Source organism: Nonomuraea aridisoli (assembly GCF_003236395.1).
GTDB lineage: Bacteria > Actinomycetota > Actinomycetes > Streptosporangiales > Streptosporangiaceae > Nonomuraea > Nonomuraea aridisoli.
Genome location: NZ_POUD01000070.1, coordinates 1 through 22,838 on the forward strand (window position 1 = coordinate 1; position 22,838 = coordinate 22,838).

Consider the following 22,838-nt stretch of genomic DNA (forward strand, 5'->3'; position numbering starts at 1 on the left):
GGGCGGGTTGGGCCGGCAGCGCCCGCAGCCCGACGGTGGCGGCGAGCACGGTGACGACGACCACCGCCGCGGCGGCGAGCGCCACGAGGTTGCGCCGCCGCCGCTGATGGGCCTCCATCGCCCGGGTGCCCAGGTCGCGCTCCGGCATGTCGTCGGCGATGCGGGAGAGTTCGTCTCCGAGCCAGGTCATCGGCGTGCCCCCTCGCTGCGGGCCGGGTCGTCCAGTACGGGCAGTCGCGGCGCCAGCTCCGGCGCCAGCGCGCGCAACCGGGCCAGGGCGTGGTGCGTCTGGCTCTTCACGGTGCCGACGGAGCAGCCCAGCAAATCGGCGACGTCGCGTTCGGTGCGGTCCTCGTAGAAGCGCAGCACGATCACCGCGCGCTGCTTGGGCGTCAGCCGCATCAGCGCCTGGCGCAGCATGATCCGCAGGACAGCGGAGTCCTCGGTCGAGTAGGCGCGGTCGGGCGGCTCGGCACTCGGCACCTCGTCGGAGTCACGGCGCCGCCGCCACGAGATGTACTGGTTCACCATGGCCTTGCGCGCGTAGGCGTCGAGGTTGTCGACGTGACGTAACCTCGACCACCGGCCGATCATGCGGACCAGCACGCTCTGCAGGAGGTCCTCGGCGCGGTGGACCTCGCCGGTGAGCAGGTAGGCCAGGCGCAGCAGCGGGCGCTGGTGGGCGTCCACGAACGCCCGGAAGCCGGCATCGCGATCCAACGTCTCTCCTCTGGTCGGTAACCTCCAGACGCGATGGGTCCGGCGAAAGGTTGGCGCCTCCGGCGCGCGATCGTCTAATGAGCGCGGGTGCCCCGCTCCGGCCGGGCGTCTCCCGGACCGGCGTGCCGTCCACGCGCGACAGCCGCCGACCCTCCGCCGTGCGGACCGCCTCGTAGCGGAAGCGCTCGCTGAGCGTGCGGCGCGGCTCCGAGGCCGGCCGCCCTTCGGGCGCGGCTCCGCGCGCACGCCGACGCGGTCGCCGTCCACCTCGACCAGCGCGTTGTGGACGAAGTGCTGCACCCGCTGATCGGGCGCGTGGTTCCAGAGGCTGGCACAGCGACCATGGTCACGTCGGGGACCGTCTTCAGCCCGCCCAGCCCCCTTCGCTTGTCCGAGTCGCCGGCGAGTGCCTGGGCTGCGCCGGGGTGAGGTGGTCGTGCTGCGCTGGAAGGACGTTGACCTGAACGCCGGGACCGCTGGGATGCACTGGCAGATCACCCAGCTGGGCTGGGAGCCGGTACAGGGCAGGCCGAAGACCGAGGCCGGCGACCGCACCATCGCGCTGGACGAGGACACCATTACCGCGCTGCGCGCCCACCGCAGACGCACCGAAAAGACCCTCACCAGGACGGTCTCCGAGCGGTACAAGAGCCGTGGGCGAGATCGGTGGTGAACCTCATCGAGACCGGACTACTGACGAGCCCGGACGTACTGCCGAGCCTGCCCCGCCTCCACAGAGGACGCCTGACCACTCCACCAACGATTACCCGGCGTTACATTTCGTCCGGTCGTTTCGACCCGAGCGGTGGGCCGAGCTGGGTGTCTCAGGGACCGGCCGAGGGCGGAGGCGCGGGCGGCCGAGGGCGCTGCACACCATGCCGGGCGTGCAGTTCGGGTTGCATGGTCGCAGAATCATCGCAGCAGCGGCTGGACCAAGGTACGTGCCGGTCGAGTTCCCAGGCCACGACGGCGACCTGTGAACCCACGACGGTCGGCCGTACGGCTCGTGTCCGCTTGTGTCACAGCGGGAACGTGACGCCGGTCAGTTCCTCCGACACGCTCCACAACCGCCGCTGGGCGGCCTGGTCGTGCGACCGCGCGGTCGACCGGACCACCTTGGGGTGTCCCCGGCTCTCGGCGAGCCCGTCCGGACCGTAGTACTGGCCGCCCTGGACGGAGGGGTCGACCGCGGCGCGCAGAGTGGGCAGTGCCCCCATGTGCGCCGGCTGGATGAGCAAGGGCCGTACGACGGCGAAGACCGCGCGGTGGAGCCTGGACGAACCCGACACCGCCCGTCTCGATCCGCCGGTGTCGGATCCTCCGGGGTGTGCCGCGACCGCGATCGTCTGGCTCCGGCCGGACAGCCTGCGTTGCAGGTCGTAGGTGAACATCAGGTTGGCGAGTTTCGACCGTCCGTACGCGGCGGTGCGGTCGTACGTCTCGTGCCTCCAGTTGAGGTCGTCGAGATTCATGGTGCCGGCCTGGCGGTGAGCCGCGCTGGCGACGGTCACCACGCGCGAGCCCGGCACCGGCAGCATCATGTCGAGCAGGAGTCCGGTGAGGGCGAAGTGCCCCAGGTGGTTGACGCCGATCTGGAGCTCGAACCCGTCCGCGGTGGTGCCGTACGGGGTGTACATCACGCCGGCGTTGTTGATCAGAAGGTCGATTCCGGAGCGAGTCGCGTGCAGTTCTTCGGCCGCCGACCGGATGGAGGCGAGCGAGGCCAAATCGAGACGCAGCACCGACACGTCCGCGCCGGAGACGTCGGCGGCGATCCGCGCGGCGGCCCGCTTGCCCCGGTCGGCGTCCCGGACCGCCATGATCACCGATGCTCCGCACCCGGCGAGCACCCTCGCCGTCTCGAACCCTATGCCGGTGTTGGCACCGGTGATCACGGCGACCCGGCCCTGCTGGTCCGGGACGTCGTGCGCGGTCCACCGCGCTCGTGCCATGGTTTCCCCCACGAGTTTCGAAGTGATCGTCACGCGTCGTACCGGCCGCGATGTGCTCGCGCGAGATCAGCCAGCAGTGTGACCGTGCGGTCATGGTCCTCCGGGAGACCGGCGGGGAAGACGATCAGTTCGGTCGCCCCGGCGTCGGCATACTGGCGCACCATCTTCTCGACGGCCGTCTCGTCCCCGGTGACGAGCGTGTCGGCCGGGCTCGCGGAGCCCTGGCGGTCGAGCAGAGACCGGAACGTGGGCATGGCCGCAGCCTGGCGGAAGTCGGCGTCGACGCGTGCGCGCGTGCCGTCCACGTCGGAGGTCACGGACACGAGCAGGCCGACGGTGATGCGCGGCGCGGGGCGCCCCGCCGCCGCACCGGTAACGGCCGGAACCACGACGTCGCCGGTGAATCGGGGCGTCGCCCACATGGTGAGCGCACCGTCGGCGCGTTCGCCCGCGAGGGCCAGCATGCGTGGCCCGTTCGCGGCGAGCAGGAGGGACGGCGGGGCCACTCCGGGCACGGTGACGCCGCCGGCCGCGGTGACCGCCTCGCCGCGGACGTCCACCTGTTCGCCTCGCAGGACAGGGCCCAGGACGTCCAGGATCTCCCGCGCGTGCCGCACGGGTGGCCGCCAGGTCAGGCCGTACCGGTTCTCGACGAGCGGGGCGTGGCCGTGCCCGATGCCGAGCGTCAGTCGCCCGCCCGTGGCGGCCTGGGTGGTCAGCGCCTGGGCGGCGAGGGCGAGAGGATGCCGGGGGTACATCCCCATGACCGAGGTGGCCACGTCGATGCCTGGCGCGCGGTCCCCCAGCGCGGCGAACACGGTCAGCGGATCCCATTCGCCGTGCTCGCCGAGCCAGAATCGCGCGAAGCCGTTCGCCGCCGCGTGCTCTATTCGGCTCAGCAGTTCGGTGATGGGCATGGCGCCGTGGCTGGACAGTCCGATGTGCATACGGCCAGTTCACCCTGGCTGCCGAGCCCGGAACAATGGCCGAATACACTCTCCAGCGATAAGCGATCCTGATCGGAGTGTCCAGTGGAGCTGCGGCAACTGAGCTACTTCGTGGCAGTCGCCGAGGAGCTGCACTTCGGCAAGGCCGCCGCTCGGCTCGGCGTGGCACAGCCCGCGGTGAGCCAGCAGGTCGCACGGTTGGAGCGGGAGCTCGGGGTGGGTCTGCTGACCCGTACCTCCCGCCGGGTCGCCCTCACCTCCGAGGGCGTCCGTCTGCTGGCGGAGGCACGCGCCGCGCTGGCGGCCGCAGACCGGGTACGTGACCTCGCCGCCGAACTCGCACAGGGCCGGACGGGCATGCTGCGGATCGGGACGAGCCCCGGGTTGGGGGACCGGCTGCCGCGCGGGCTCGCCGCGCTGCGCGCCCGGGCACCCGGCGTCGACCTGATCCTGGTCGACGGCACCGGCCCGGCACACGGGGCCGCGGTCGCGTCAGGGGAGTTGGACGCGGCCGTCGTCCGCGGTGACGTCGACGCGGGCCGGGTGCGTGCCACACCGCTCGGCGAGGATTCCTGCTCCGTCGTCCTGCCCGCGAATCATCCCGCCGCCGACGGCGACGCGGTACGGATCGAGCAGCTCGCCGATCTACTGCTGCGCCTGCCCTCTCGTGGCATGGATCGGTCGCTGCACGACGCGGTGCTCGCCCGGTGCGCCGAGGCTGACGTGCTGGTCCGTCGTGGTCGCGAGGTCACCTCGATCGAGGATGCCGCGCTGGAGATCGGCGCGAGCGCTGGCGCGTGGACCGTGCTCCCGACGCCGCTGGTCGAGGCGGCGGCGTGCGGGCACACGTTCGGGGCGTCCACGGTCGCGGTGCGGCCCCTCGATCCTCCGCTGCGCCTGCTCGTCCGGCTGCTGGTCTCTGCCGAGAAGCCCCCGGCATGCGCCCAGGCCCTCGCCGACGCCTTCCGCTGACCGGTCCGGAGGTACACGCGATTGCGTTTGCACAGGTCGCAGCCACCCGTTCGTCAGCCATGCCTTCTACGTCGAGGCGTTTCCGGCTCAAGGCACCGGTAGGCCGTGTCGGCCTCCTGAACGCACCTGGGATGTCAGGCAGGCCTCGCGGGTTGTTCCTGGCCCTCCGGTGCCGGGGTGGTCAGGGTGTCTATTTCCTCCGCACCCAAGTGGAGGTCATGAGCCATGAGGTTCTGTTTGAGGTGGCGCAGGCCGGTCGGGACGGGTATCGCCGAAGAGCCGGCGTTCGGCCTGCGTGGCATGCTCCACGGTGGTCCCAGCAGGCGTACCCGGTTGGCGGCGCACCGGGCCCCGGTCGGGGTATTCGAGGCCGCGGTGAGGGACGAAGGTGTACACCCGGCCGTGGCTGAAGCGCCAGGAGGTTCCAGTCTTGCTTACCAGCTGGGATACCGGCCCTTGGGCCTCTCAGCCGTTTCTGACCGCCTTGCTCACCTGGGATGGTGAGGTGCGCCAGGGGGCGCCATGGCCGGGGAGCACCCAGGATGCCGGCAGTCCGGCGATCCGGTCGAGGGAGGAGAGTGCTTCGGCGGGGTCGTCGGTGAAGGGTGCGGGCTGGGGGCCTTCGCGCCCGGTGAGGACGTGCCGCGTGGTGAGGGCGTCGCCGACGAAGACCGCGTCGGCGAGCGGGACGTGCACCGCCACGCTTCCCGGAGAGTGCCCCGGCATGCCCACGATCACCGGATTGCCCGGCAGGTCCAGGACGTCGCCATCGCCGATCTCGGTGACTTCGCCGACATAGCGGGTGCGCAGACCGTCCTTGCGGATGGAGTAACCGAAGAATCCGAGCGTCGGGCCGAGACGCATGGGGCCGAACGCGACCTTGGGCTTGTCTCCCGTGCGGGTGCGGACGGCGTCGGCGGCATGCACGAACACCGGTACGCCGTGTGCGCTTCGTAGGCGTTCGGCGAAGCCGATGTGGTCGGAGTCGCCGTGGGTCAGTACGAGTCCGCGGATGTCGTCGACGGACTTGCCCAGGAAGCGGAGTTCGCGCTGCAGATCCCGCCAGTGGCCGGGCAGCCCCGCGTCGATGAGCGTGATGCCCTCGGGGGTGTCGACGAGGTAGCACGCCACGAGATCGTTACCCAGGCGGTGCAGATGCGGTGCTATTTGCATGGGGCTTCTTTCGGGGGCGGTGGAACGTGTCTTGGTAGACGGCCGTCATGGTCTGGGGTTGATCCCGGCAGTGCGCCCGGAGTTTGTGACACCGCGCATGGTCGATGTGTCAGTGGGGCGGTGAGCGCGGGGACGTTGGGGCTCAATCGTGCTCCCCCGTGTTGCTAAGTGTCGTCGCGCGTGGCGGGCAGCAGCGCCACGGCGTCGTCGGACGCGGTGTCGGTGTCCACGATCAGTTTCATCAGGGCTCCGTGACAGGACTGTTTCTAAACGTTTAGACCAGGTGTTGGAATGCAACGATGGCGGCCGCGCACGCAAGCTGTCAAGGAGGGAGCGGGCATGGCGATGATGATGGCCGACGTGGTCCGCCGCGCCGGGACCTCGATCGCCGTGGTGGGCTATGTCTGAACGGCGGCGGCCGCTCGCGGCCCACGTGCGCGAACCTGTCAGCGCCGCCCGCGGGTGAGCACGGCAGCACCTCGCGACGGCCAACGGAGACGAGAGCGTGTACGCCGATCCCCGGCGTGGCGCCCTCGACCGAACCGGTCCCTGCCAGCTGGTGTTCCGGCACCATGCTCACCCGGCCGCCCGATTTCCGGCTGGACGGCTCGCCCGGCGACCCGCGCTGGAAACGCGGTGACTACCTGCGGTGCCCGTCCGGTTCGGCTCCGCGTGAACCGGCATCGCGCTCGACCACCAGGGGCGCCGCCTCGAGCTGGGTGTCCATCGCTTCGGCCCCGGGGAAGCCCGGGTGGGGGCAGCCGCAGCTCCGCCGGATCGCGAGCGTGGCCGTCGGAGGGGTGCCAGGCGCGGGCTCGCCGAGCAGGTGGCGTACGGCCCGGCGGGCCATCTCGGCGAGCGGCTGTTCCACTGTGGTGAGCGGCGGCACGGTGAACCCGGTCTCCGGGCTGCCGTCGCAGCTGATCAGGGCGAGCCTGCCGGGCACCTCGACGCCCGCCGCGCCGCAGCCGGCGAGCACGCCGACGGCCTGTTCGTCGGTCGCCGCGACCAGCGCCCTCGGCACGGTCTCCAGCCCGGCCACGAGGCGGGCGGCGGCGGCCCGGCCGTACTCGGAACGCAGCAGCCCGCCCGGCACGCCGGTCGCTCGCCAGGCCGCGACGCGGTCGCCCACGGGTCCCTCGTCGGTGGGGCCGGCCAGGAAGTCGACCCGGTCGTGCCCGTGCCCGCGCAGGTGGGCGACCGCCGCGGCGACCCCGGCGGCGTTGTCGGCGGCCACGAGCGTCGTGTCCGAGCCGGGCGGCCGATGGTGGACGTGCACGAGCGGGACGCCGCTCTCGGCCGCGAGGCAGGCCGGGTCGTCGGCGCCCGGGGCCGAGACGACGATCAGGCCGTCGACCTGCGCGCCCAGCAGGGCGTCGATCACGGCGGCCTGGCGCTGCCCGTTGTAGCCCGAGTTCGCCGCGACCATCAGCTTGCCGGCGGCGGTGAGGGCCTCCTCCAGCCGCTGACCGAGGGCCGCGAAGTAGGGGTTGACCGTGTCGGGAAGCACGACGCCGACCAGGCCGGAGGAGCCAGAGCGCAGCGCGGCGGCCACCCGGTTGTGCCGGTACCCGAGCTCCGCCGCGGCGGCGATGACACGTTCCCGCGTGCGCGCCGCGACGGGCCGCGGCCCGTCGTTCACGACGTAGCTCACCACCGCGATCGAGGTCCCGGCGCGGCGGGCCACGTCGGCCATCGTCACCGCCATGCCCACTCCCTCCTTGACAGCTCACGTGCGCGGCCACCATTCTTGCACCCGACACGATTCTAAACGTTTAGACACCTCTCCTTTCACGGAGCCCTGATGAAACTGATCGTGGACACCGACACCGCGTCCGACGACGCCGTGGCGCTGCTGCTCGCCGCGCGCGACGGGGGTGCCGAGCTGGACGCGGTGACCACCGTCGCGGGCAACGTCCCGCTGCCGCAGGCCACCCGCAATGCGCTGCTCACCCTGGAAGTCGCCGGGATGGACGGCGTGCCGGTGTTCGAGGGCTGCGACCGCCCGATGGTGCGCCCGTTGTCCACCGCGCAGCCGGTGCATGGTGACGACGGGATGGGCGATCTCGGCCTGCCCGGGCCCGCCCGCCGTCCCCATGCCGGGCACGCCGTCGACGTGCTGCTCGACCGGGCCCGCGCGCGGCCCGGCGAGTACACGCTGGTCACCCTCGGGCCGCTGACCAATCTGGCCGCCGCGCTGCTGCGCGACCGCGACCTGCTGGGCCGCTACCGGCAGGTGTACTGCATGGCCGGCGCGCCCGACGCGGCCGGCAACATCAGCGCGACGGCGGAGTTCAACGTCTGGGCGGACCCCGAGGCCGCGCAGGTCGTCCTCGCGGCGGCCGATCCCGGCCGGGTCACCTGGATCGGCTGGGACGTCTCGCGGCGCGACGCGGTGATGACGCCGGCCGACCAGGAACGGCTGCTCGCCCTGGACTCCCCGCTGGCCGATTTCACTCACCGGATCAACCGCAAGGTGACCGAGTGGGCCGCCCGGGTGACCGGGCTCTCCGGTTACGACCTGCCCGACCCGGTGGCCATGGCGGTGGCGCTGCGCCCCGGCCTGGTGGCCGAGCGGGAGACGGCGCACGTGCGGATCGCGCTCGGGGACGAGGCCCGGGGCCAGACCATGGTGGATCGGCGGCTGACCGGCCCGCCGCCCAACGTCAGCCTCGTCCGCCGCGTCCACGAGAAGGGTTTCAAGGAACTGTTGTTCGGCCTGCTGGCGCCGGAGGAGGCACGCGCATGATCGGCCGCTACGAACTGCACTGCCATCTCGACGGTTCGGTACGGCCCGCCACGGTCGCCGAGCTGGCCGGGCAGCAGGGCATCACGCTGGGCGGGCCGGTCGAGTCGCTGGTGGTGGCCCCGCGCGAGTGCGGCGACCTGATGACCTATCTCACCTACCTCGACCCGGTCCTGCGGGTGCTGCAGACCCCCGAGGCGCTGCGCCGGGCGGCGCTGGAGCTGGTGCACGACTGGCACGCCGACGGCGTCGTGTACGGCGAGGCCAGGTTCGCGCCGCAGCTGCACGGCAAGCGGGGGATGACCCTCGACGAGGCGGTCGAGGCGGTGGCCGACGGCCTGGCGGCCGGATCCGAGCAGACGGGCGTCCGCTGCGCGCTCCTCCTGTGCTGCCTGCGCCAGCAGCCGCCGGAGACCAGTGAGCAGGTCGTGGCCGCCGCGCTGCGCCACCGGGGATCGGTCGTCGGCGTGGACCTGGCCGGCGACGAAAGCCGCCCCGGCGCGCCGCACCTGCCGGCCTTCGCCGCCGCGCACGCCGCCGGGCTCGCCGTCACCGTGCACGCGGGCGAGGCGGCCGGGCCGGAGAGCGTGTGGGAGGCGCTCGACGTGCTCGGCGCCGCGCGCATCGGCCACGGGGTGCGGTCGGCAGACGATCCCGCCCTGCTCGACCGGCTCAGGCGTGACCGCGTCGCCCTGGAGATGTGCCCGACCAGCAACCTGCAGACCGGGGCGGTACGCGAGGCCGCCGCCCATCCCGCCGGCCGCCTGCTGGCCGAGGGGCTGGCCGTCACCGTCTCCACCGACGCCCGCACCACCTCCGACACCACAATCGCCCGCGAGTTCCAGCGGATTGGGGAGTGGTACGGCTGGACCGGCGACCACGAGGCGCGGTGCCAGGAGCACGCGCGCGCCGCCGCGTTCGGCGACGTGCCCGGCCCCGACGGGACAACGAGCCTTGGGGTGGCGGTTGGGCCGGCATCGCCCTGACCCCCTCGCCGGACGCCTACGGCCCCATGAATGGCCGATCGGGCCGGCTGTGCGCTCCCAGCGCGCACACGGCTCCACCCGATGCGCCGTGACAACGAACCTTGGAGTGCACATCCTCATGGCGTCGCTCACGAAACTGGTCCTCGTCATCAGCGCCGATCTGCCGGCCGCATGGGCCGTGAACGCCGCGGCCGTGCTTGGGCTCAGCATAGGCGGACGGCTGCCGCCCGCGCCCCCGACGCCTGACGCCATGGACGTCCCAGGTGACCTGGCCCTCGGCCCGAACCCGCACCAGGTGTCCGTCCTGCGCGCCACACCAGAGCAGCTACGCAAGCTGTACGCCACGGCGCGCGCCGGAGACGAGCTGATCACTGTAGGTCTCGACCAGGTCGCTCGGCAGGCCCGCGACCGCGACGGCCACTTCGCCGCGCCGGCCGCGACCTCGGGCGAGCAGATCGACCATGTCGCCGTCGCGGTGTTCGGTCCACGTGATCATGTCACGGCAGTAACCGAAGACCTTCCTCACCACTCGCAGGACGCGAAGCCGCACGATCAGGGCCCGCCTTTCCCCGACGCGGACGGTCGGCGGAGGCGAGCCGAGATGTTCCCCGCGGCCGATGACCGCCGGTTCGACACGCCTGCCACGGGCGACGAGCGGCGCATGCTCACGGACTTCCTGCGAGCGCAACGTTCGACCCTGGAGGCGAAATGCTCCGGCCTGGACACGGAACTGTCCCGCCGGTCGGTCGAGCCCTCCACCCTCTCACTGCTGGGGCTGGTCCGCCACCTGGCCGATGTGGAACGGCGCTGGTTCCGGTGCGTCCTGGCGGGCCATGACGAACCGCTTCTCTTCTCTTCGGCCACGCAGCCCGATGGGGACTTCGACGGCGCGGTGCCCGATCGGCGGGTCGTCGCGGAGGCATGGGAGGCATGGCGCAGCGAGGTGGCGTTCGCCGACGCGTTCACGGCCGACGCACCCGACCTGAACCTGGAAGGCCACGACGAGTGGCGTGGACGAGTGTCGCTGCGCTGGGTGCTCATCCACATGATCGAGGAGTACGCCCGGCACAACGGCCATGCCGACCTGCTCCGTGAACGCATCGACGGAGCGATCGGGCTGTGAGGACGGCATGCGGCCGTCACCCCAGCGATCGATTCATCCACGGAGGACTAGCGATGTTGCGTGCCGTGTTCGTCCGGACGTTGAAGGCGGGCGTCACCTATCAGGGACGCCTGGGTTCCCGAGGACATGGACGGGAGCTATCCCGCGAATGCCCGCATCGCGCGCCACGTCGCCGATGACCGGCAGGTGATCACGATCCTGGAGCTGGACATGTCCCTGGCGGAGTTCGAGGACAGGCGCGCAGCGCTGACCCGCCCGGACGCGTTGCAGCGGCTCTCATCGCACCCTGCCTGCCGCCAGCGTTGGAAGCTGGCTCGTGCTGCCATGTCCATCCAGCGGGAGTTCTTCTCCCACCCCGTGATGAGCCTGCTGCACCAATACCTGGAATCAGCTTTTCCATCGACTGCGCAAAGCTCGGATCTGACTGAGGAGCAAAATCAAGCGCCTGTGTAGCGCCTGCGAAGTCCATGCACTAACTGCGGTGATCTGAACATAGGTGCCAGCACCCGGCTGCAGCCACATTCCGGGCTGCAGCCGGCCAGCGCGCTGCTCGGGTACATCTCGCACTGGGAGACGCACATCCGCGAGGTACTCGAGCACGTGCGGATGGACCGGTTGTTCGTGCCGACCGTCGAGGCGGTATTCACGCGGATCGACGAGAAGAACGCCGCCCTGGCCGCGCGGGAGTCGGACGATCCGCAGGTGCGGGCCAGCGTGCGAGGGAAGCGGCCCACGGGGCCGGTGACGAAGCAGCGGACCAGGGCGACGATCCGTACCGTGCTGGCCGACGCCGAGCGGGAGCACCTGGTGTCGTTCAACGCCGCGGCGCTGCTGAAGCTGGACGGCGGAGCGAAGGCGAAGGGTGTGGTGTGGACGAAGGCGCGCATTGAGGCCTTCCACGTGGCGTACGGGAAGCGGTTGGCCGCGGAGCACGAGCAGAGTTGGCCGATGGAGCGGTTCAAGGTGTGGCCGGCCACGCCGAGGCCGTCGCCGGTAATGGTGTGGACGCCGGCCCAGTTGGGCGCATTCCTGGACCATGCTGCAGGGGATCGGCTATACGCCTTGTACCACCTGATCGCGTTCCGTGGGTTGCGCCGTGGTGAGGCGTGCGGCGCCAGGTGGGTGGACGTCGACTTGGACGAGGGTCTGCTGGCCACGGCGACACAGCTGGCCAACGTGGGCCGTCAGGTCAAGGAGGGGGCGCCGAAGACGGCTGCGTTCGGATGCGGTGGTGGCGCTCGGTCAGGGCACGGTGAGCATGCTGCATGCGCACCGCAAGCGGCAGTTGGAGGAAGGGTTGGCGTGGGGGAGTACCTGGGTGGCCTCGGGCCGGGTGTTCACGCGGGAGGGAGGGCTCCGAGCTGACCCCTGACTGGGTGTCGGAGCATTTCGAGCGGCTTGTCTTCGCGGCCGGTCTGCCGCCGATTCGTCTGCATGATCTCCGGCATGGCGCGGCGCGGGCGTATCTGGTCGGGCTTTTGGCGCCGGTGGAGCGGAAGAACGGCTGGCAGCTGGCCGAGGCCGCGGGTGATGCGCAGCCTCACCGGATGCAGCGGCTGCTGAACAACGTGCGCTGGGACCCGCGGGAAGTTCGCGTGGACCTGCGGGATTACGTGGTCGAGCAACTGGGCGATCCGAGCGGCGTGCTGATCGTGGACGAGACCGGATTCCTCAAGAAGGGCACCCGCTCGGCCGGGGTGCAGCGGCAGTAATCGGGCACGGCCGGGCGGGTGGAAAACTGCCAGCTCGGGGTGTTTCTCGCCTACGCCACCCCAAGCGGGCGCGCGTTACTGGATGCCGAGTTGTACCTGCCGAAGTCCTGGAGCGGCGACCGGGCCCGGTGCGCGCAGGCCGGCATCCCGGACAGCGTGCCGTTCGCCACCAAGCCGGCGCTGGCGGCCGCGATGCTGGAGCGGGCCCTGGATGGTGGAGTGCCCGCTTCCTGGGTGAGCGCGGACGAGGCGCATGGCCAGGACCACAAGTTCCGCCTTTTCCTGGAGAAACGCAAGGTCGGATACGTCGTGGCCGTGCCCAAGAGCCAGTCGCTCGGCAGCAGCATCGGTTACGGCAACACCGGCTCGCGCGCCGACGCAGTGACCGCCGATGCCCCCGCGCAAGCATGGAAACGCCTGTCAGCGGGTGACGGGGCCAAGGGGCCGAGGGTTTACGACTGGGCGATGGCGACCCTGCCACCCCACGCCGGCGATGAGCTCGGCCAACCCGGCGGATTCCAGCGCTGGCTCCTGGCCCGCCGCAGCCTCACCCCGAACGATCAAGGCGAGCTGGAACTGGCTCGCCGACATCCTCGAGGCCTTCCTCAAGCTTGCCTGCGCGCTCATCTGCTGGCGGCGCCTCTCTTCATTGCGTTAGGCGCTCTTAGCGAGATCAGGCGTCCCGGGGAACGCGATACAGGACCCGCGACTCCGCGAACCATTCCCGGTCAAGGAACCGGCCTGTGATCCGCCCCGCCAGGATCAGACAGCTCTCCACCGTCGCTCGAAACCCAAAGCTCCAGCCCACATCCAGATCATGCGTATATTCCTGGAACTCTTCGATCACCCCCAGAGAACCTATGAGCTCTCCATCGTAATAATAGAGCATGCCCTCATTGGGAAGCTTATACACCTCGTCCATGTGCATGTGGGTAAAAATGCGCCTTCTTCCTGCACTCATTTCCGGTTCAATCGAAAGCCACCCATGTATCGCCACTGCGACGGACCAGCCCGGAGAATGTGTCCCGATCCATATCATGGTGTCGTCTTGGGTGTCGTTTACGGCTTCGTTGAATGCCGTATCCAGATTGCAAGAGATGCCCTGATACGCGTCCAAGTGGAAGCGTTGCACGATCTCTTCTATGTCCTCGGTGTCGATCCAGGTCGTATCCAAGCGACCGCTCAAGTTATGCTCGCTCAAGAGATCCCACTGACTCTCCATCGGCATGGGTAGTGACACGTCCATCGATGTGCTCCTTCGGTCGAAGATTGAAGGCATGAAGTGAGGCGATTCCAGGAATCGCCTCACTTCGAGGTGCCGAGACCAGGCCATCGCAGCCGGTTCTCGGCTTCGCTTCCTAGCTCACGATCTTGACCCAGAACTGACTGTCGGGTACGACACGGTAATCGGCGTAGACTCGGTAAGGGCGTTGCCGTGCGCTTCATTCTGTGCGTAGCTGACTGCCTGGATGGAGTAGTTCCCATCCTGCATGCCGGCCCCTTGCTTGGTCGATGCGAACGGATATTCGTCGCATGCCACATCCTTCTTGTTCGGCACCCCGTTCACGATCTTGTCCGGGGGCTGATACATCTCCTCGAAGTAATACTTGCAGTAGTTGACCGCGAAGAGGTCCCACGGCTTCGGATTGTCTACATCCGGCCAGCGGCGCGGGGTAGAAGTCCCCTTTTCGGTAGTGAACTGCAGGCCTTCGAACTGAGCCCGGTTAGCGGCCGCCTTCGCCGTGTTCACCTTGATGAGCGCCGCGCTGCTCACGTTTGCCCAGTTTCCGTAGATCGCCTTGTTCACAGGAGTCACGATGGAGGTCTTCGCAGGCGGATACTCCGGGTGAGTCCAGTCGTGGCCGGGCCGCTTCGGCGGGGCAGGGTGCCCGTGGTTCGATGCGACTGGGAACAGGTCGGGTACGGGAAGTATCAACGACAGCTGTCCCTGGGAAAACTCCTTCCCGCTCGCGTTACCAAGCATGGTGTGCATGACCCAGGTGGCGCGGAAACGAAATGCATCGTCGTCCTCGACCTCGACCGGCTGTCCGTTCTTCTTCTTCGCCTGCTTGAGCAAGGAGCGCTTCGCCGACCTCACCATCCCGCCCGTGAACGGATTCTCGGCGAATTCCAGGATGTAGATGTAGGACGACCAGCAGTAGTTGTAGGTGGATTCATGGATCCGGGACTGGCCGAACGCGTACTCGCCCTTCATCCACGTCACGTAAGAGTCAGCCGTGTCCCCGTCGTAGTTGTCGTCGAGGGCCTGGCAGTCATCCAACTCGACGCGCTTGTAGAAGCTGCCATCGGTTGCGGCAGGCGAGGCGTTGGTCCGCGCGGAGGGCGCGGGGCCGGTCTGCGGGGATGGGAGTTCGGCAGTCCGGGATGCTTGGAACTGATTGAACAGGTCGGCGATTCCTGCAGCCGTCAGTGGTCGCTGATAGATCCCCACTTCATCGATGCCTCCGGTCATCACCGCACCGATCCGCAGCGGAGCCGTCGGGGCGTCCCATGCGGGGACGGACAACTGTGCGGTGCCCACCTGGGCGCGCTCAGGTACAAGGTGGCCGTCCGGGTGGCCGCGTCGTACGTTGCCGCCAGGTGGAACCACTCATCAACGGGCGGTTTGATCCCTGAACGGACACCTTCCGCCGGCGCATTCGCGGCGTCGGCCTTGGTGAAGGTGAACACCAGACCATGCTCGGGAGTGTTACCGAGACGGAAGGGCGCCTGGTGAGTGCCTCTCTGCTCGATGATGCTGTAGTCGCCATTCGCATCGCTCCAGCGCAGCCAGGCCGCGGCGGTGAAGCTCTGGTCGGCACGGATCACTGGTGCGGTGGTCTGGGCCAGGGGCTTCTCACCAGGCTGGATGACGTCGACGGTGACCTGCTGCCAGTCCGACCAGGCTGAGGATGTGTCACCGGCGACCGCGCGCAGGCGCCAGCGCACCTTCCACCCGTCGACGAGCTTGCCTGCCGGGACGGCGATGCTCGCCTGGGTACCGGAGGCGACGTTGTCCGCAGTGCCGGTCCAGATCTGGCCGCTGCCCTGCCCGGTCGCGGCCGGGTCATGCTCGATCTCCGCCTCAGCCCGCAGCGGTTGGCCGGCTGGGTCGATGACCTGGGCCAGCAGCGCTGGGGTGCGAGTGGGGGTGAAAGTGATGCCGTCCGCCTGCTCGGCCGGGCTGACCTGGAGCGCGCCCACAGCCGGTTCGGAGACGGGGTCCGGCACGTAGACGGTCAGGTTCTGCCAGTCCGACCACGACGAGCCGACCGTGGTGGCAGTGTTGATTGCCCGGACCCGCCAGCGGACTTTCCATCCGTCCGTCAGCATTCCGCCGGGGACGGTGACGCTCGCCTGGGTGCCGGAGACGACGGTGTCCACGGCGCCTGCCCAGATTGGGCCCGGTGCCCTGACCTGTCGCTGCCGGGTCGTGCTCGATCTCATACTCGGCGCGCACCGGCTGGGCGGCCGGATCGGTGACGGTGGTGTGCAGCGTCGGGGTCAGATCTGGGTAAAGCCGCAGGTCGGTGTGGTAGGGCGGGTGGGACTTGAACCCACGACCCACGGATTATGAGTCCGATGCTCTAACCGGCTGAGCTACCGCCCCTGGATTCAGTTGTGTGGCGTGCGGTGGGGCGACGTGAGGATCATGCTGAGGCCCCGCGCATGCTAAGGCTAGAGCATCGGATCCGGTCGTGGTGCCCGGCCGAACGGGAGACGGGTCTCCGCCGACATCATTCCATGCCGGACCCCGTACGGGGAGTGCGGCTTGATCACAGTCGTGCACTGGTGCGGGCCGGTCGGCATGTGACACGTAGGGGCGGCGGGGTAGGGGGAGCGCATGACGGCGATGGGAATCGATCCGGCGCAGCTCAGCGACGAGGACGTCATCCGTGAGCTGCGGCAACTGCACATGACCAGGAGTGACACTTTTTTCCACGGTTCGGACGACGCGCTGGCGACGCACACGCAGCGGACGAACGAGCTGGAGGCCGAGTATCTGCGGCGGTATCCGGAGCGAGAGGTCGATCCGGGCCGGTTGCGGGAGGGGGCGAGGCAGCGCTGATGACTGAGGGCCATGATGTCCAGGCCCTGTCGGACGTGGACATCCATGTGTACGAGGCCGTGGCCTCGCAGACCGTCGAGTCCGGTGGCGCCGGCCTGGACGGTCTGGTGCACGCCTGCGGGCTGACCGAGGAGGAGGTTCGTCACAGCCTCACCAAGCTGGTCGAGCACGGGTACGTGGTGCCGCAGGGTGACGGCTACGGCCTCGGGCCTCACACGTTCGAGGTCGAGTACTGAGCGCCGTGCGTCCGGGTGTCAGACGCGGCGGATGCGGGACCAGGCCACGAAGGCGGCGCCGAACGCGGTCATGGCGAGGCCCGTCCACAGGTTGACGCGTCCACGGCGAAGGCCAGGCCCGCGCCCCAGAAGCTGGCGTTCAGCTCGGTGCCGAAGTCGACCAGCCCCGCCTTGTAGGAGACGTATGACGCGAACGCCGCCGAAGTCCCGGCGAGCAGCCCCCAGAACCCGGCCCAGGCCGTCATCCGCCGCCAGAACAGCCCCAGGACGAAGGTGGCGAACAGCGGCGCGTTGAAGAACGAGAACAGCGCCTGCAGGTAGTTCATGATGTTCGAGTAACCGGCTGCGATGAAGGCGGTGCCGACCCCCAGCGTCACGCCGGCCACGGTCGCGACCCGGCCGACACGCAGGTAGTGGCCGTCGTCGCGGCCCGGACGCAGGCGCGCCTGCCAGATGTCGTTGGTGAAGACCGTGTTGAAGCCGCTGATGTTCGCCGCCATCCCCGCCATGAACGACGCCAGCAGCCCGGTCACCGCGACCCCCAGCACGCCGTTCGGCAGCAGGTCGCGCATCAGCAGCGGGATCGCGTCGTTGTAGTCGCGGCTCCCGCCCCACCCGCCGAACAGCACGAGCGCGATCATCCCGGGCAGCACCGTCACCAGCGGGATGAGGATCTTCGGGTACGCAGCGACGATCGGCGTCAGCCGGGCCGCGTTCGTACGGCATGATCACGATGCCGAGGAACACCATCGCCGGCACCGCGCCGATCCAGTAGTGGTGCACGGTCATCGCGCCGTACTGCACGCCGTTGGCCGCCATGCCGAGGATCTCGATCGCGCCCAGGTTGGCCGACAGGAACGCCAGGCCGGTGATCCACGCCGGCAGCCCGCGCCCGGCCAGGAAGAAGTCGAGGCTGGCCGGGCTACCCAGGAAAAGCCTGGCCGGGGAGCGGACGCGGTCATAGGGTCGAGGTGTGGACGTCGCCGATCTGAGCCCCGCGCAGGCGCGGGAGCGCTTCCGCAGCGGCGAGCGGGTGCCGACCGCGGGCTGGTGCCGGGGCTGGACGCAGGCCAACCTCATCGCCGTGCCGAAGCGGCTGCGGTACGAGCTGCTGCTGTTCGCCCACCGCAACCCGCAGGCGTGCCCCGTGCTCGACGTGGGGGAGCCGGGGTCCTGGTCCACCCGGTTGTTCCCGGGTGACCTGCGTACCGACCTGCCCGCCTACCGGCTATACCGCGACGGCGCGGCGGTCGCGGACCTCGGCGAGGTGACCGGGGAGTGGCGTGCGGACCTGGTGCCGTTCCTCATCGGGTGCAGCTTCACGTTCGAGCGGGCGCTGCTGGCCGCGGGGGTGCCGGTGCGGCATCTGGAGGCGGGGGTGAACGTGCCGATGTACGTCACGAGCATCCCCTGCGAGGCCACCGGCAGCCTGTCGGGGCCGCTGGTCGTGTCGATGCGGCCGGTGCCCGAGCACCTGGTGACGACGGCCGTCGAGGTGAGCGGCCGCTACCCGATGGTGCACGGCGCGCCGGTGCACGTCGGCGACCCCGGCGCGATCGGCGTCCGCGACCTGGCCCGCCCCGACTACGGCGACGCGGTGGAGGTGCGGCCGGGGGAGGTGCCGCTGTTCTGGGCGTGCGGGGTGACGCCGCAGGCGGCGGTGCTGGCCAGCGGCGTCGACTACGCGATCGGCCACCTGCCGGGCCACATGGCCATCCTCGACGCCCGCGACGACGACTACCGCGTCGCGTGACTACCGGATGCCCGCCGCCGTGAGCTGCCGTCCGATCGGCGGCGCTCCCCGCCGGTTGTCGATCTCCAGATGCGGTACGGCCGGCGGCTCGTCCACCCGGATGTTCCTCAGGTAGTCGGCGAAGGCCGCGAGCTTGCCCGCGTCCCGCCCGAGTCCCCGGGCCGTCAGGCGTTCGCGCAGCGTCGGGCCGTCGCAGCGCACCCACACCAGCCGCACCGGCGGGCCGCCGAGCTCCTCGACCCACTGCGCCCACCGGCCGGCGTCGTGCACCTGCGTGGTGAACGGCCCGTCCAGCAGGACGGGGCAGCCGTGCCCGCGGATCTGCCGGGCGGTCCTGGTCAGGCCGTCGTACTCGTGCCGTTTGACGTGCTCGTCGTACCAGGGGCCCTCGCGTTCGCCGTCGGGGCGGCCGTGGGCGCGCAGGACCTCGGCGACGAAGCCGCCGTACACGGTGTCCTTGTCGAGGACGGCGGGCACGGGGGACAGGCGCGCGAGCAGCTCGGCCGCCACCGTCGACTTGCCCGCTCCCGGCGGCCCGCTCACCACCCAGGCGGTCGTCATGACACCGATCTGCTCGCCCGCGGCCCGTCCAGCCCCCACGAGACGATCCTGGAGGGGGTGATCCGGATGATCTCGCGGGAGAAGAACGGCGCGGGCGGCTCCTGGTCGGTCAGCGCCACCGCGGTGCCGCGGATCTCGATGCCCCGCGGCGCCCACGGGTCGACCGTGGCCAGGTCGTCCACCACGAACGACACCGTGCTCCCGGCCTGGACGTTCCGGAACTTCTTGGAGATGCCCAGCGCGTGCCCGCCGATGGTGATCGTGCCGCTCGCCGCGTCCACGAAGAAACCGGTCGGGTTGTTCTGCACCTGCCCGTCGGGTGCGACGGTGGCCAGGCGGCCGAGGGGCTGGGTGGCGAGGTAGTCGAGCTCGGCCGGCGTGAAGGTCATGGCGCCGATTCTGCAACCTTGACGCCGGTGGCGGTCAAATCGGGGTCAGGCGGCGAGGCCCTCGGTCAGCCAGCGCAGCGGGTTGTCGTGCGTGACGCGGCGGATGACGTCGTCGTGCACGCCCGCCTCGCGCAGGCGCGGCAGCAGCGTGTCGAACAGGGCGGTGTAGCCGGGGCCGCCGTACCGGCGCACCTGCGCGACGCGGCTGAGGCCCGTGCTGAGCAGCAGGCGGTCGGCGTGGCCGTCCTCGATGACGGCGAGCGCGATCCTGGCCGCCTGGTCCGGGCCGAGGCCGAGCAGACCCAGGCTCACGTACGCGCCCGCCTCGGCGATCTTCCTGGCCGCGCCGACGTCGCCGGCATCCCCGCCGCCCGCGTGACCGACGGCCACCCGGGAGGCCGGCAGGTTCTCGGCGAGCAGGATCTCCAGCAGCGCGAGGCCGTTCGCGCCGTGGGTGGCGACGGGCAGGCGCGAGCGCAGGGAGGCGCGGGCGGCGGCCACCAGGCAGCGCTCCTCACGCGCCGTGGGCTCGGCGCCCCAGCAGCCGACCTCGCCGATCACGCCGGGGAAGACCCCCGTGCCGTCCACGCCGCTGACGATCTCGTCCATGAGGCGGGCGGTGAGGGTGTCCACGTCCTGGTCGCCGGCGTCGGTGAACGGCTCGGCGAACAGCCCGGTGGAGGCGATCACCGGCACCCGGCTGGAGGCGGCGATGCGGGCCAGCGCGGGGGCGTCACGGCCCATGCCCATGCAGGTGAGCTCCACCACGAGCCCGAGCCGGCCGGACTTCCGCAGCTCGCGCAGCTCTCCCGTGACGGTCTCCTCCTCGTCGAGCCAGCGGTAGGGGTCGGAGTCGACGCCGGCCCCCCAGCGCAGGTCGGTACGGAGGTGCTCGTGGGGGAGGACCGCCGCTTCGACGGCCGCCATGCGTACGGGACCGGTAACGGTGCGGAGCAAAACCTCGGGCATAACAGACATTAACCGATGTTTGCCGGAAAGAGCCTGTTCGAGCAGGAAAATTTACCTATCGGGAGGTTTGGTGCTTTGCTGGCCGTCTGCAAGTGGCTTGGCGGAGTGGGCCGTATCCTGGGGGGCACACCGACTGCCGGGGGGAATGTGTGCACGTGAAGAACTCCGACATCGGCGACGCCGACGTGATCAAAGACGACGCCGCCGGGCGTCCGGGCATGCCCAGGCGCCGCACCGGCATCCAGGGCTGGCTCGACGGCATCCGGTCCACCCGTGCCGGAGCGCTCACGCTGAAGATCGTGATCGGTGTCATCGGCACCCTCATGGTGGCGGGCGGGCTGGTCCTGGTGCCGTTCCCGGGGCCGGGGTGGCTGATCGTCTTCGCCGGTCTCGCCGTGCTCGCGACCGAGTTCCACTGGGCGCACAAACTCCTGGAGTTCGGCAAGCGCACACTGCACGCCTGGACGCAGTGGTACAAGCGCCAGGGCTGGACGGTGCGCGTGGTGGTGCTGGCCGTGACGGTCGTCGCCGCCGCCGTGATCGTCTACCTCGGGCTGCGCACCGTGGGGTTCGACGTCATCGCGATCGCCAGAGCCTACATCTGAGGGGGTCAGAGGTAGAGGCCGGTGCCGTGGTCGGTCTCCTGGGTGGCCACGGCGTGCAGGTCGCGCTCGCGCATCACCAGATAGGTCTGCGCGTGCACCTCGACCTCGAACTGGTCCTCCGGGTTGAACAGCACCTTGTCGCCGACCTTGACCGAGCGCACGTTCGTGCCGACGCCGCAGACCTCGCCCCAGGCCAGGCGGTTGGCCATCTTCACCGTCGCGGGGATGACGATGCCGGAGCCGCTGCGGCGCTCCTCGGTCTCCCGCTCCATCCGGATCATGACCCGGTCGTGCAGCATCTGAATCTCGAACTTGGGCTCTTCCACGGGTCAAGTTTACGAGCAGGCGGATGCCCGGGATCCCGCGACCGCTGATCGGCGGCTGACCCGGACCGCCACCCCGTGGCAGGATAGCGGTCATGATCATGGCCTTCGGCGAGACCGGCTGGCAATGGCTGAACGCCCCCCGCGAATGGACGGCCGACGACGGCCTGAGCCTCTTCTGCGAACCCGGCACCGACCTGTGGCGCACGACCCACTACGGCTACGCCTACGACACCGCCCACATGTTCGGCCGCACGGTCACCGGCGACCTGCGGCTGTCGCTCACCTTCTCCGGAGAGTACGCCGAGCAGTACGACCAGGCCGGCGCCGTGCTCAGGATCGGCGAGGACGACTGGATCAAGGCCGGGATCGAGTACGTCGACGGCGGCTTCCACCTCAGCACCGTCGTGACCCGCGGCTTCTCCGACTGGTCGGTCCTGCCGCTGGAGCGGCCGGCGCGGCGGGTGACGTTCGACCTGGAGCGCGCCGGCGACGCGGTGACCGTCCGCTACGGCCTCGACGGCGAGCCGGCCGAGAGCATGCTGCGCCTGGCCTACTTCCCGCCGGGACGCCCGGCGCTGGCCGGCGCCATGGCCGCCGCCCCAGCCGGCAAGGGCTTCGCCGTGCGCTTCACCGACCTGCGCGTCAGCCCCCTCGTGGAAGGCTGAGCTCGGCGAAGACCGGGCGGTGATCGGTGCCCCGGAGCGGCAGGACCTCGAAGGCCCGCACCGCCATCCGCTCGTCGGCCAGCACGTGGTCGATCGTCACCCCCGGCCGCCGCGACCACTGCGGCCAGGTGGCCCGGAGCCCGTGCCCGGTCACCTCGGCCGCGTCCCGGTAGCCGGAGGCCAGCAGGTCGCGCATCGGCACGTGGTCGAGCGTGGCGTTGAAGTCGCCCGCCAGCACGCGCAGCTCGCCGCCCGCGCGCGGCAGCGCCGCAAGGCCCGCCCGCCAGCACGGCAGGCGCTCGGCCCGGTTGGGCGCGCACGGGTGCACCGAGACGATCTCGACGCGTTCTCCACCGGGATGCCTCAGCCAGGCCCTGACCTGCCCGAATCCGCCCAGGTCGATGGCCTCGCCGGCCTCGAGCGGATGGCGGGCGTACACGGCGGAGCCGCCGACGCCGTCGCGCGGCCGGGTGACCGCGTGCCGGAGCGTACGGCGCAGCCCCGCCGCCTCCAGTCGGCGCATGGCCGCGGGGGTGAGCTCCTGCAGCGCCAGCACGTCGGGCCGGGTCCGCGCGACGAGGGCCATCAGCTCGTCCGTGTCGGCCTTGCCCACCAGGAGGTTGGCGGCGAGCACCCGCAGCGCCGGCCCCCGCGCGGCCGGGGGGCCGTCGGGCAGCGCCCGGGGGAGCACCGCGACCCCCATCGCGAGCACCGACGCCAGCGCCACCGCGCCCGCCGCCCACCGCCGCAGCAGGCAGGCCAGCGCCAGCGCGACCGCCGCCGCGCCCGCCGCGTACGGCGTGCCGGCCACGGCCGGCACCCAGGGCCAGCCGGGCTCGAACCCGCTCAGCCGCACCCCCGCCCACAACGCGAACGGAACGACCACGATCCAACTCATCCAGGTACGCACACCCTGTATCGCCACAAAGCGGGG

The 22,838-nt window shown here is 70.5% G+C and carries 27 protein-coding genes, 1 tRNA gene and 2 pseudogenes; 13 read left to right on the forward strand and 17 right to left on the reverse strand.

Annotated elements, in window-relative coordinates:
- Both C1J01_RS18550 and C1J01_RS18555 read right to left on the reverse strand, forming a co-directional pair.
- The coding region (locus C1J01_RS18550) for a hypothetical protein (RefSeq protein WP_220039977.1) at window positions 1-190 on the reverse strand (190 nt) is incomplete at its 3' end.
- A complete protein-coding gene (locus C1J01_RS18555; RefSeq protein ID WP_111180236.1) occupies window positions 187-720 on the reverse strand; it encodes a SigE family RNA polymerase sigma factor in 534 nt (177 codons plus the stop codon). The genes C1J01_RS18555 and C1J01_RS18550, both read right to left, overlap by 4 nt.
- A 430-nt stretch (window positions 721-1,150) precedes the next feature.
- Between C1J01_RS18555 and C1J01_RS18560 the strand changes: the two genes are divergently transcribed.
- Window positions 1,151-1,393, forward strand: a complete 243-nt coding sequence (locus tag C1J01_RS18560; protein ID WP_111180237.1) for a site-specific integrase — start codon at window positions 1,151-1,153, stop codon at window positions 1,391-1,393.
- A 346-nt stretch (window positions 1,394-1,739) separates the two neighbouring features.
- Here the strand turns inward: C1J01_RS18560 and C1J01_RS18565 are convergent, their stop codons facing one another.
- Complete coding sequence (locus C1J01_RS18565; protein ID WP_111180238.1) at window positions 1,740-2,672, reverse strand: SDR family NAD(P)-dependent oxidoreductase; 933 nt, start codon at window positions 2,670-2,672, stop codon at window positions 1,740-1,742.
- A gap of 29 nt (window positions 2,673-2,701) precedes the next feature.
- Window positions 2,702-3,619: a TIGR03564 family F420-dependent LLM class oxidoreductase gene (locus tag C1J01_RS18570; protein WP_111180239.1), complete on the reverse strand. Its 918-nt coding sequence runs from the start codon at window positions 3,617-3,619 to the stop codon at window positions 2,702-2,704.
- Between the two features lie 84 nt (window positions 3,620-3,703).
- On the opposite strand from C1J01_RS18570, the gene C1J01_RS18575 reads away from it, so the two are divergent.
- Window positions 3,704-4,591: a LysR family transcriptional regulator gene (locus tag C1J01_RS18575; protein ID WP_111180240.1), complete on the forward strand. Its 888-nt coding sequence runs from the start codon at window positions 3,704-3,706 to the stop codon at window positions 4,589-4,591.
- A 465-nt stretch (window positions 4,592-5,056) separates the two neighbouring features.
- On the opposite strand, the gene C1J01_RS18580 is transcribed toward C1J01_RS18575, so the two are convergent.
- Together C1J01_RS18580 and C1J01_RS18590 are read right to left on the reverse strand one after the other, a co-directional pair.
- On the reverse strand, window positions 5,057-5,764 hold the full coding sequence (locus C1J01_RS18580; protein ID WP_111180241.1) for an MBL fold metallo-hydrolase: 708 nt from the start codon (window positions 5,762-5,764) through the stop codon (window positions 5,057-5,059).
- Window positions 5,765-6,404: 640 nt separating this feature from the next.
- Window positions 6,405-7,472 (reverse strand): LacI family DNA-binding transcriptional regulator, encoded by a 1,068-nt coding sequence (locus C1J01_RS18590; RefSeq protein ID WP_111180242.1) that lies wholly within the window; start codon window positions 7,470-7,472, stop codon window positions 6,405-6,407.
- 96 nt (window positions 7,473-7,568) lie between these two features.
- Between C1J01_RS18590 and C1J01_RS18595 the strand changes: the two genes are divergently transcribed.
- The 6 genes and pseudogenes from C1J01_RS18595 to C1J01_RS18620 form a co-directional block, all read left to right on the forward strand.
- Complete coding sequence (locus C1J01_RS18595) at window positions 7,569-8,513, forward strand: nucleoside hydrolase (RefSeq protein ID WP_111180243.1); 945 nt, start codon at window positions 7,569-7,571, stop codon at window positions 8,511-8,513.
- Window positions 8,510-9,496 carry an adenosine deaminase gene (add, locus tag C1J01_RS18600; RefSeq protein WP_111180244.1) on the forward strand — a complete coding sequence of 329 codons (987 nt, stop codon included), beginning with the start codon at window positions 8,510-8,512 and terminating at the stop codon, window positions 9,494-9,496. Before C1J01_RS18595 ends, add begins: the two co-directional genes overlap by 4 nt.
- A gap of 88 nt (window positions 9,497-9,584) precedes the next feature.
- Complete coding sequence (locus C1J01_RS53480; RefSeq protein ID WP_146615648.1) at window positions 9,585-10,619, forward strand: mycothiol transferase; 1,035 nt, start codon at window positions 9,585-9,587, stop codon at window positions 10,617-10,619.
- 126 nt (window positions 10,620-10,745) lie between these two features.
- Window positions 10,746-11,072: a hypothetical protein gene (locus C1J01_RS18610; RefSeq protein ID WP_111180246.1), complete on the forward strand. Its 327-nt coding sequence runs from the start codon at window positions 10,746-10,748 to the stop codon at window positions 11,070-11,072.
- 153 nt (window positions 11,073-11,225) lie between these two features.
- The gene (locus tag C1J01_RS18615; RefSeq protein WP_111180247.1) at window positions 11,226-11,984 is read left to right on the forward strand and encodes a site-specific integrase; all 759 of its coding nucleotides are present in this window, start codon (window positions 11,226-11,228) and stop codon (window positions 11,982-11,984) included.
- Between the two features lie 92 nt (window positions 11,985-12,076).
- Window positions 12,077-12,895: pseudogene (locus tag C1J01_RS18620) on the forward strand (IS701 family transposase); the annotation flags it as partial.
- A 109-nt stretch (window positions 12,896-13,004) separates the two neighbouring features.
- Here C1J01_RS18620 and C1J01_RS49170 read toward each other — a convergent pair.
- The 4 genes from C1J01_RS49170 to C1J01_RS18635 all read right to left on the reverse strand — a co-directional run bounded on the left by C1J01_RS49170 (window position 13,005) and on the right by C1J01_RS18635 (window position 15,941).
- Window positions 13,005-13,577, reverse strand: coding sequence for a hypothetical protein (locus C1J01_RS49170; RefSeq protein ID WP_146615649.1), 573 nt, complete (start codon window positions 13,575-13,577; stop codon window positions 13,005-13,007).
- Between the two features lie 117 nt (window positions 13,578-13,694).
- Entirely contained in the window at window positions 13,695-14,873 is a 1,179-nt protein-coding gene (locus tag C1J01_RS18625) for a NucA/NucB deoxyribonuclease domain-containing protein (protein WP_111180248.1), read from the reverse strand.
- Entirely contained in the window at window positions 14,804-15,715 is a 912-nt protein-coding gene (locus tag C1J01_RS18630; protein WP_181448832.1) for a LamG-like jellyroll fold domain-containing protein, read from the reverse strand. Before C1J01_RS18630 ends, C1J01_RS18625 begins: the two co-directional genes overlap by 70 nt.
- A gap of 149 nt (window positions 15,716-15,864) precedes the next feature.
- Window positions 15,865-15,941, reverse strand: a tRNA-Ile gene (locus C1J01_RS18635).
- Between the two features lie 234 nt (window positions 15,942-16,175).
- Here C1J01_RS18635 and C1J01_RS18640 point away from each other — a divergent pair.
- Both C1J01_RS18640 and C1J01_RS18645 read left to right on the forward strand, forming a co-directional pair.
- Window positions 16,176-16,400 carry a DUF6158 family protein gene (locus tag C1J01_RS18640; RefSeq protein ID WP_111180250.1) on the forward strand — a complete coding sequence of 75 codons (225 nt, stop codon included), beginning with the start codon at window positions 16,176-16,178 and terminating at the stop codon, window positions 16,398-16,400.
- Window positions 16,400-16,636 carry a hypothetical protein gene (locus C1J01_RS18645; RefSeq protein ID WP_146615651.1) on the forward strand — a complete coding sequence of 79 codons (237 nt, stop codon included), beginning with the start codon at window positions 16,400-16,402 and terminating at the stop codon, window positions 16,634-16,636. Before C1J01_RS18640 ends, C1J01_RS18645 begins: the two co-directional genes overlap by 1 nt.
- Window positions 16,637-16,704: 68 nt before the next feature.
- Here C1J01_RS18645 and C1J01_RS52220 read toward each other — a convergent pair whose 3' ends face one another.
- Together C1J01_RS52220 and C1J01_RS52225 are read right to left on the reverse strand one after the other, a co-directional pair.
- Window positions 16,705-17,295 (reverse strand): sodium:solute symporter family transporter, encoded by a 591-nt coding sequence (locus C1J01_RS52220; RefSeq protein WP_235854522.1) that lies wholly within the window; start codon window positions 17,293-17,295, stop codon window positions 16,705-16,707.
- A 118-nt stretch (window positions 17,296-17,413) separates the two neighbouring features.
- Window positions 17,414-17,716, reverse strand: a pseudogene (locus C1J01_RS52225) (hypothetical protein); the annotation flags it as partial.
- On the opposite strand from C1J01_RS52225, the gene C1J01_RS18655 reads away from it, so the two are divergent.
- Window positions 17,610-18,389, forward strand: a complete 780-nt coding sequence (locus C1J01_RS18655) for a putative hydro-lyase (protein WP_220039978.1) — start codon at window positions 17,610-17,612, stop codon at window positions 18,387-18,389. The pseudogene C1J01_RS52225 and the gene C1J01_RS18655 sit on opposite strands and share 107 nt — an antisense overlap.
- Here C1J01_RS18655 and C1J01_RS18660 read toward each other — a convergent pair whose 3' ends face one another.
- From C1J01_RS18660 to C1J01_RS18670, 3 genes are read right to left on the reverse strand one after another with little or no spacing between them, the layout of a single operon-like run.
- Window positions 18,390-18,950, reverse strand: a complete 561-nt coding sequence (locus tag C1J01_RS18660; RefSeq protein WP_111180271.1) for a P-loop nucleotide/nucleoside kinase family protein — start codon at window positions 18,948-18,950, stop codon at window positions 18,390-18,392.
- Window positions 18,947-19,339, reverse strand: coding sequence for a PPOX class F420-dependent oxidoreductase (locus C1J01_RS18665; protein ID WP_111180252.1), 393 nt, complete (start codon window positions 19,337-19,339; stop codon window positions 18,947-18,949). The genes C1J01_RS18660 and C1J01_RS18665 overlap by 4 nt, the downstream gene beginning before the upstream one ends.
- A gap of 45 nt (window positions 19,340-19,384) precedes the next feature.
- Entirely contained in the window at window positions 19,385-20,296 is a 912-nt protein-coding gene (locus C1J01_RS18670; protein WP_328589649.1) for a phosphotriesterase family protein, read from the reverse strand.
- 167 nt (window positions 20,297-20,463) lie between these two features.
- Here C1J01_RS18670 and C1J01_RS18675 point away from each other — a divergent pair, with 167 nt between their 5' ends.
- On the forward strand, window positions 20,464-20,913 hold the full coding sequence (locus C1J01_RS18675) for a TIGR02611 family protein (protein WP_235854523.1): 450 nt from the start codon (window positions 20,464-20,466) through the stop codon (window positions 20,911-20,913).
- A 5-nt stretch (window positions 20,914-20,918) separates the two neighbouring features.
- Here the strand turns inward: C1J01_RS18675 and C1J01_RS18680 are convergent, their stop codons facing one another.
- Window positions 20,919-21,239: a GroES family chaperonin gene (locus C1J01_RS18680; protein ID WP_181448833.1), complete on the reverse strand. Its 321-nt coding sequence runs from the start codon at window positions 21,237-21,239 to the stop codon at window positions 20,919-20,921.
- 92 nt (window positions 21,240-21,331) lie between these two features.
- Between C1J01_RS18680 and C1J01_RS18685 the strand changes: the two genes are divergently transcribed.
- Complete coding sequence (locus C1J01_RS18685; RefSeq protein WP_111180255.1) at window positions 21,332-21,904, forward strand: DUF1349 domain-containing protein; 573 nt, start codon at window positions 21,332-21,334, stop codon at window positions 21,902-21,904.
- Here C1J01_RS18685 and C1J01_RS18690 read toward each other — a convergent pair.
- Window positions 21,882-22,790, reverse strand: a complete 909-nt coding sequence (locus tag C1J01_RS18690) for an endonuclease/exonuclease/phosphatase family protein (RefSeq protein WP_181448834.1) — start codon at window positions 22,788-22,790, stop codon at window positions 21,882-21,884. The two genes, C1J01_RS18685 and C1J01_RS18690, sit on opposite strands and share 23 nt — an antisense overlap.
- Between the last annotated feature and the right edge of the window lie 48 nt (window positions 22,791-22,838).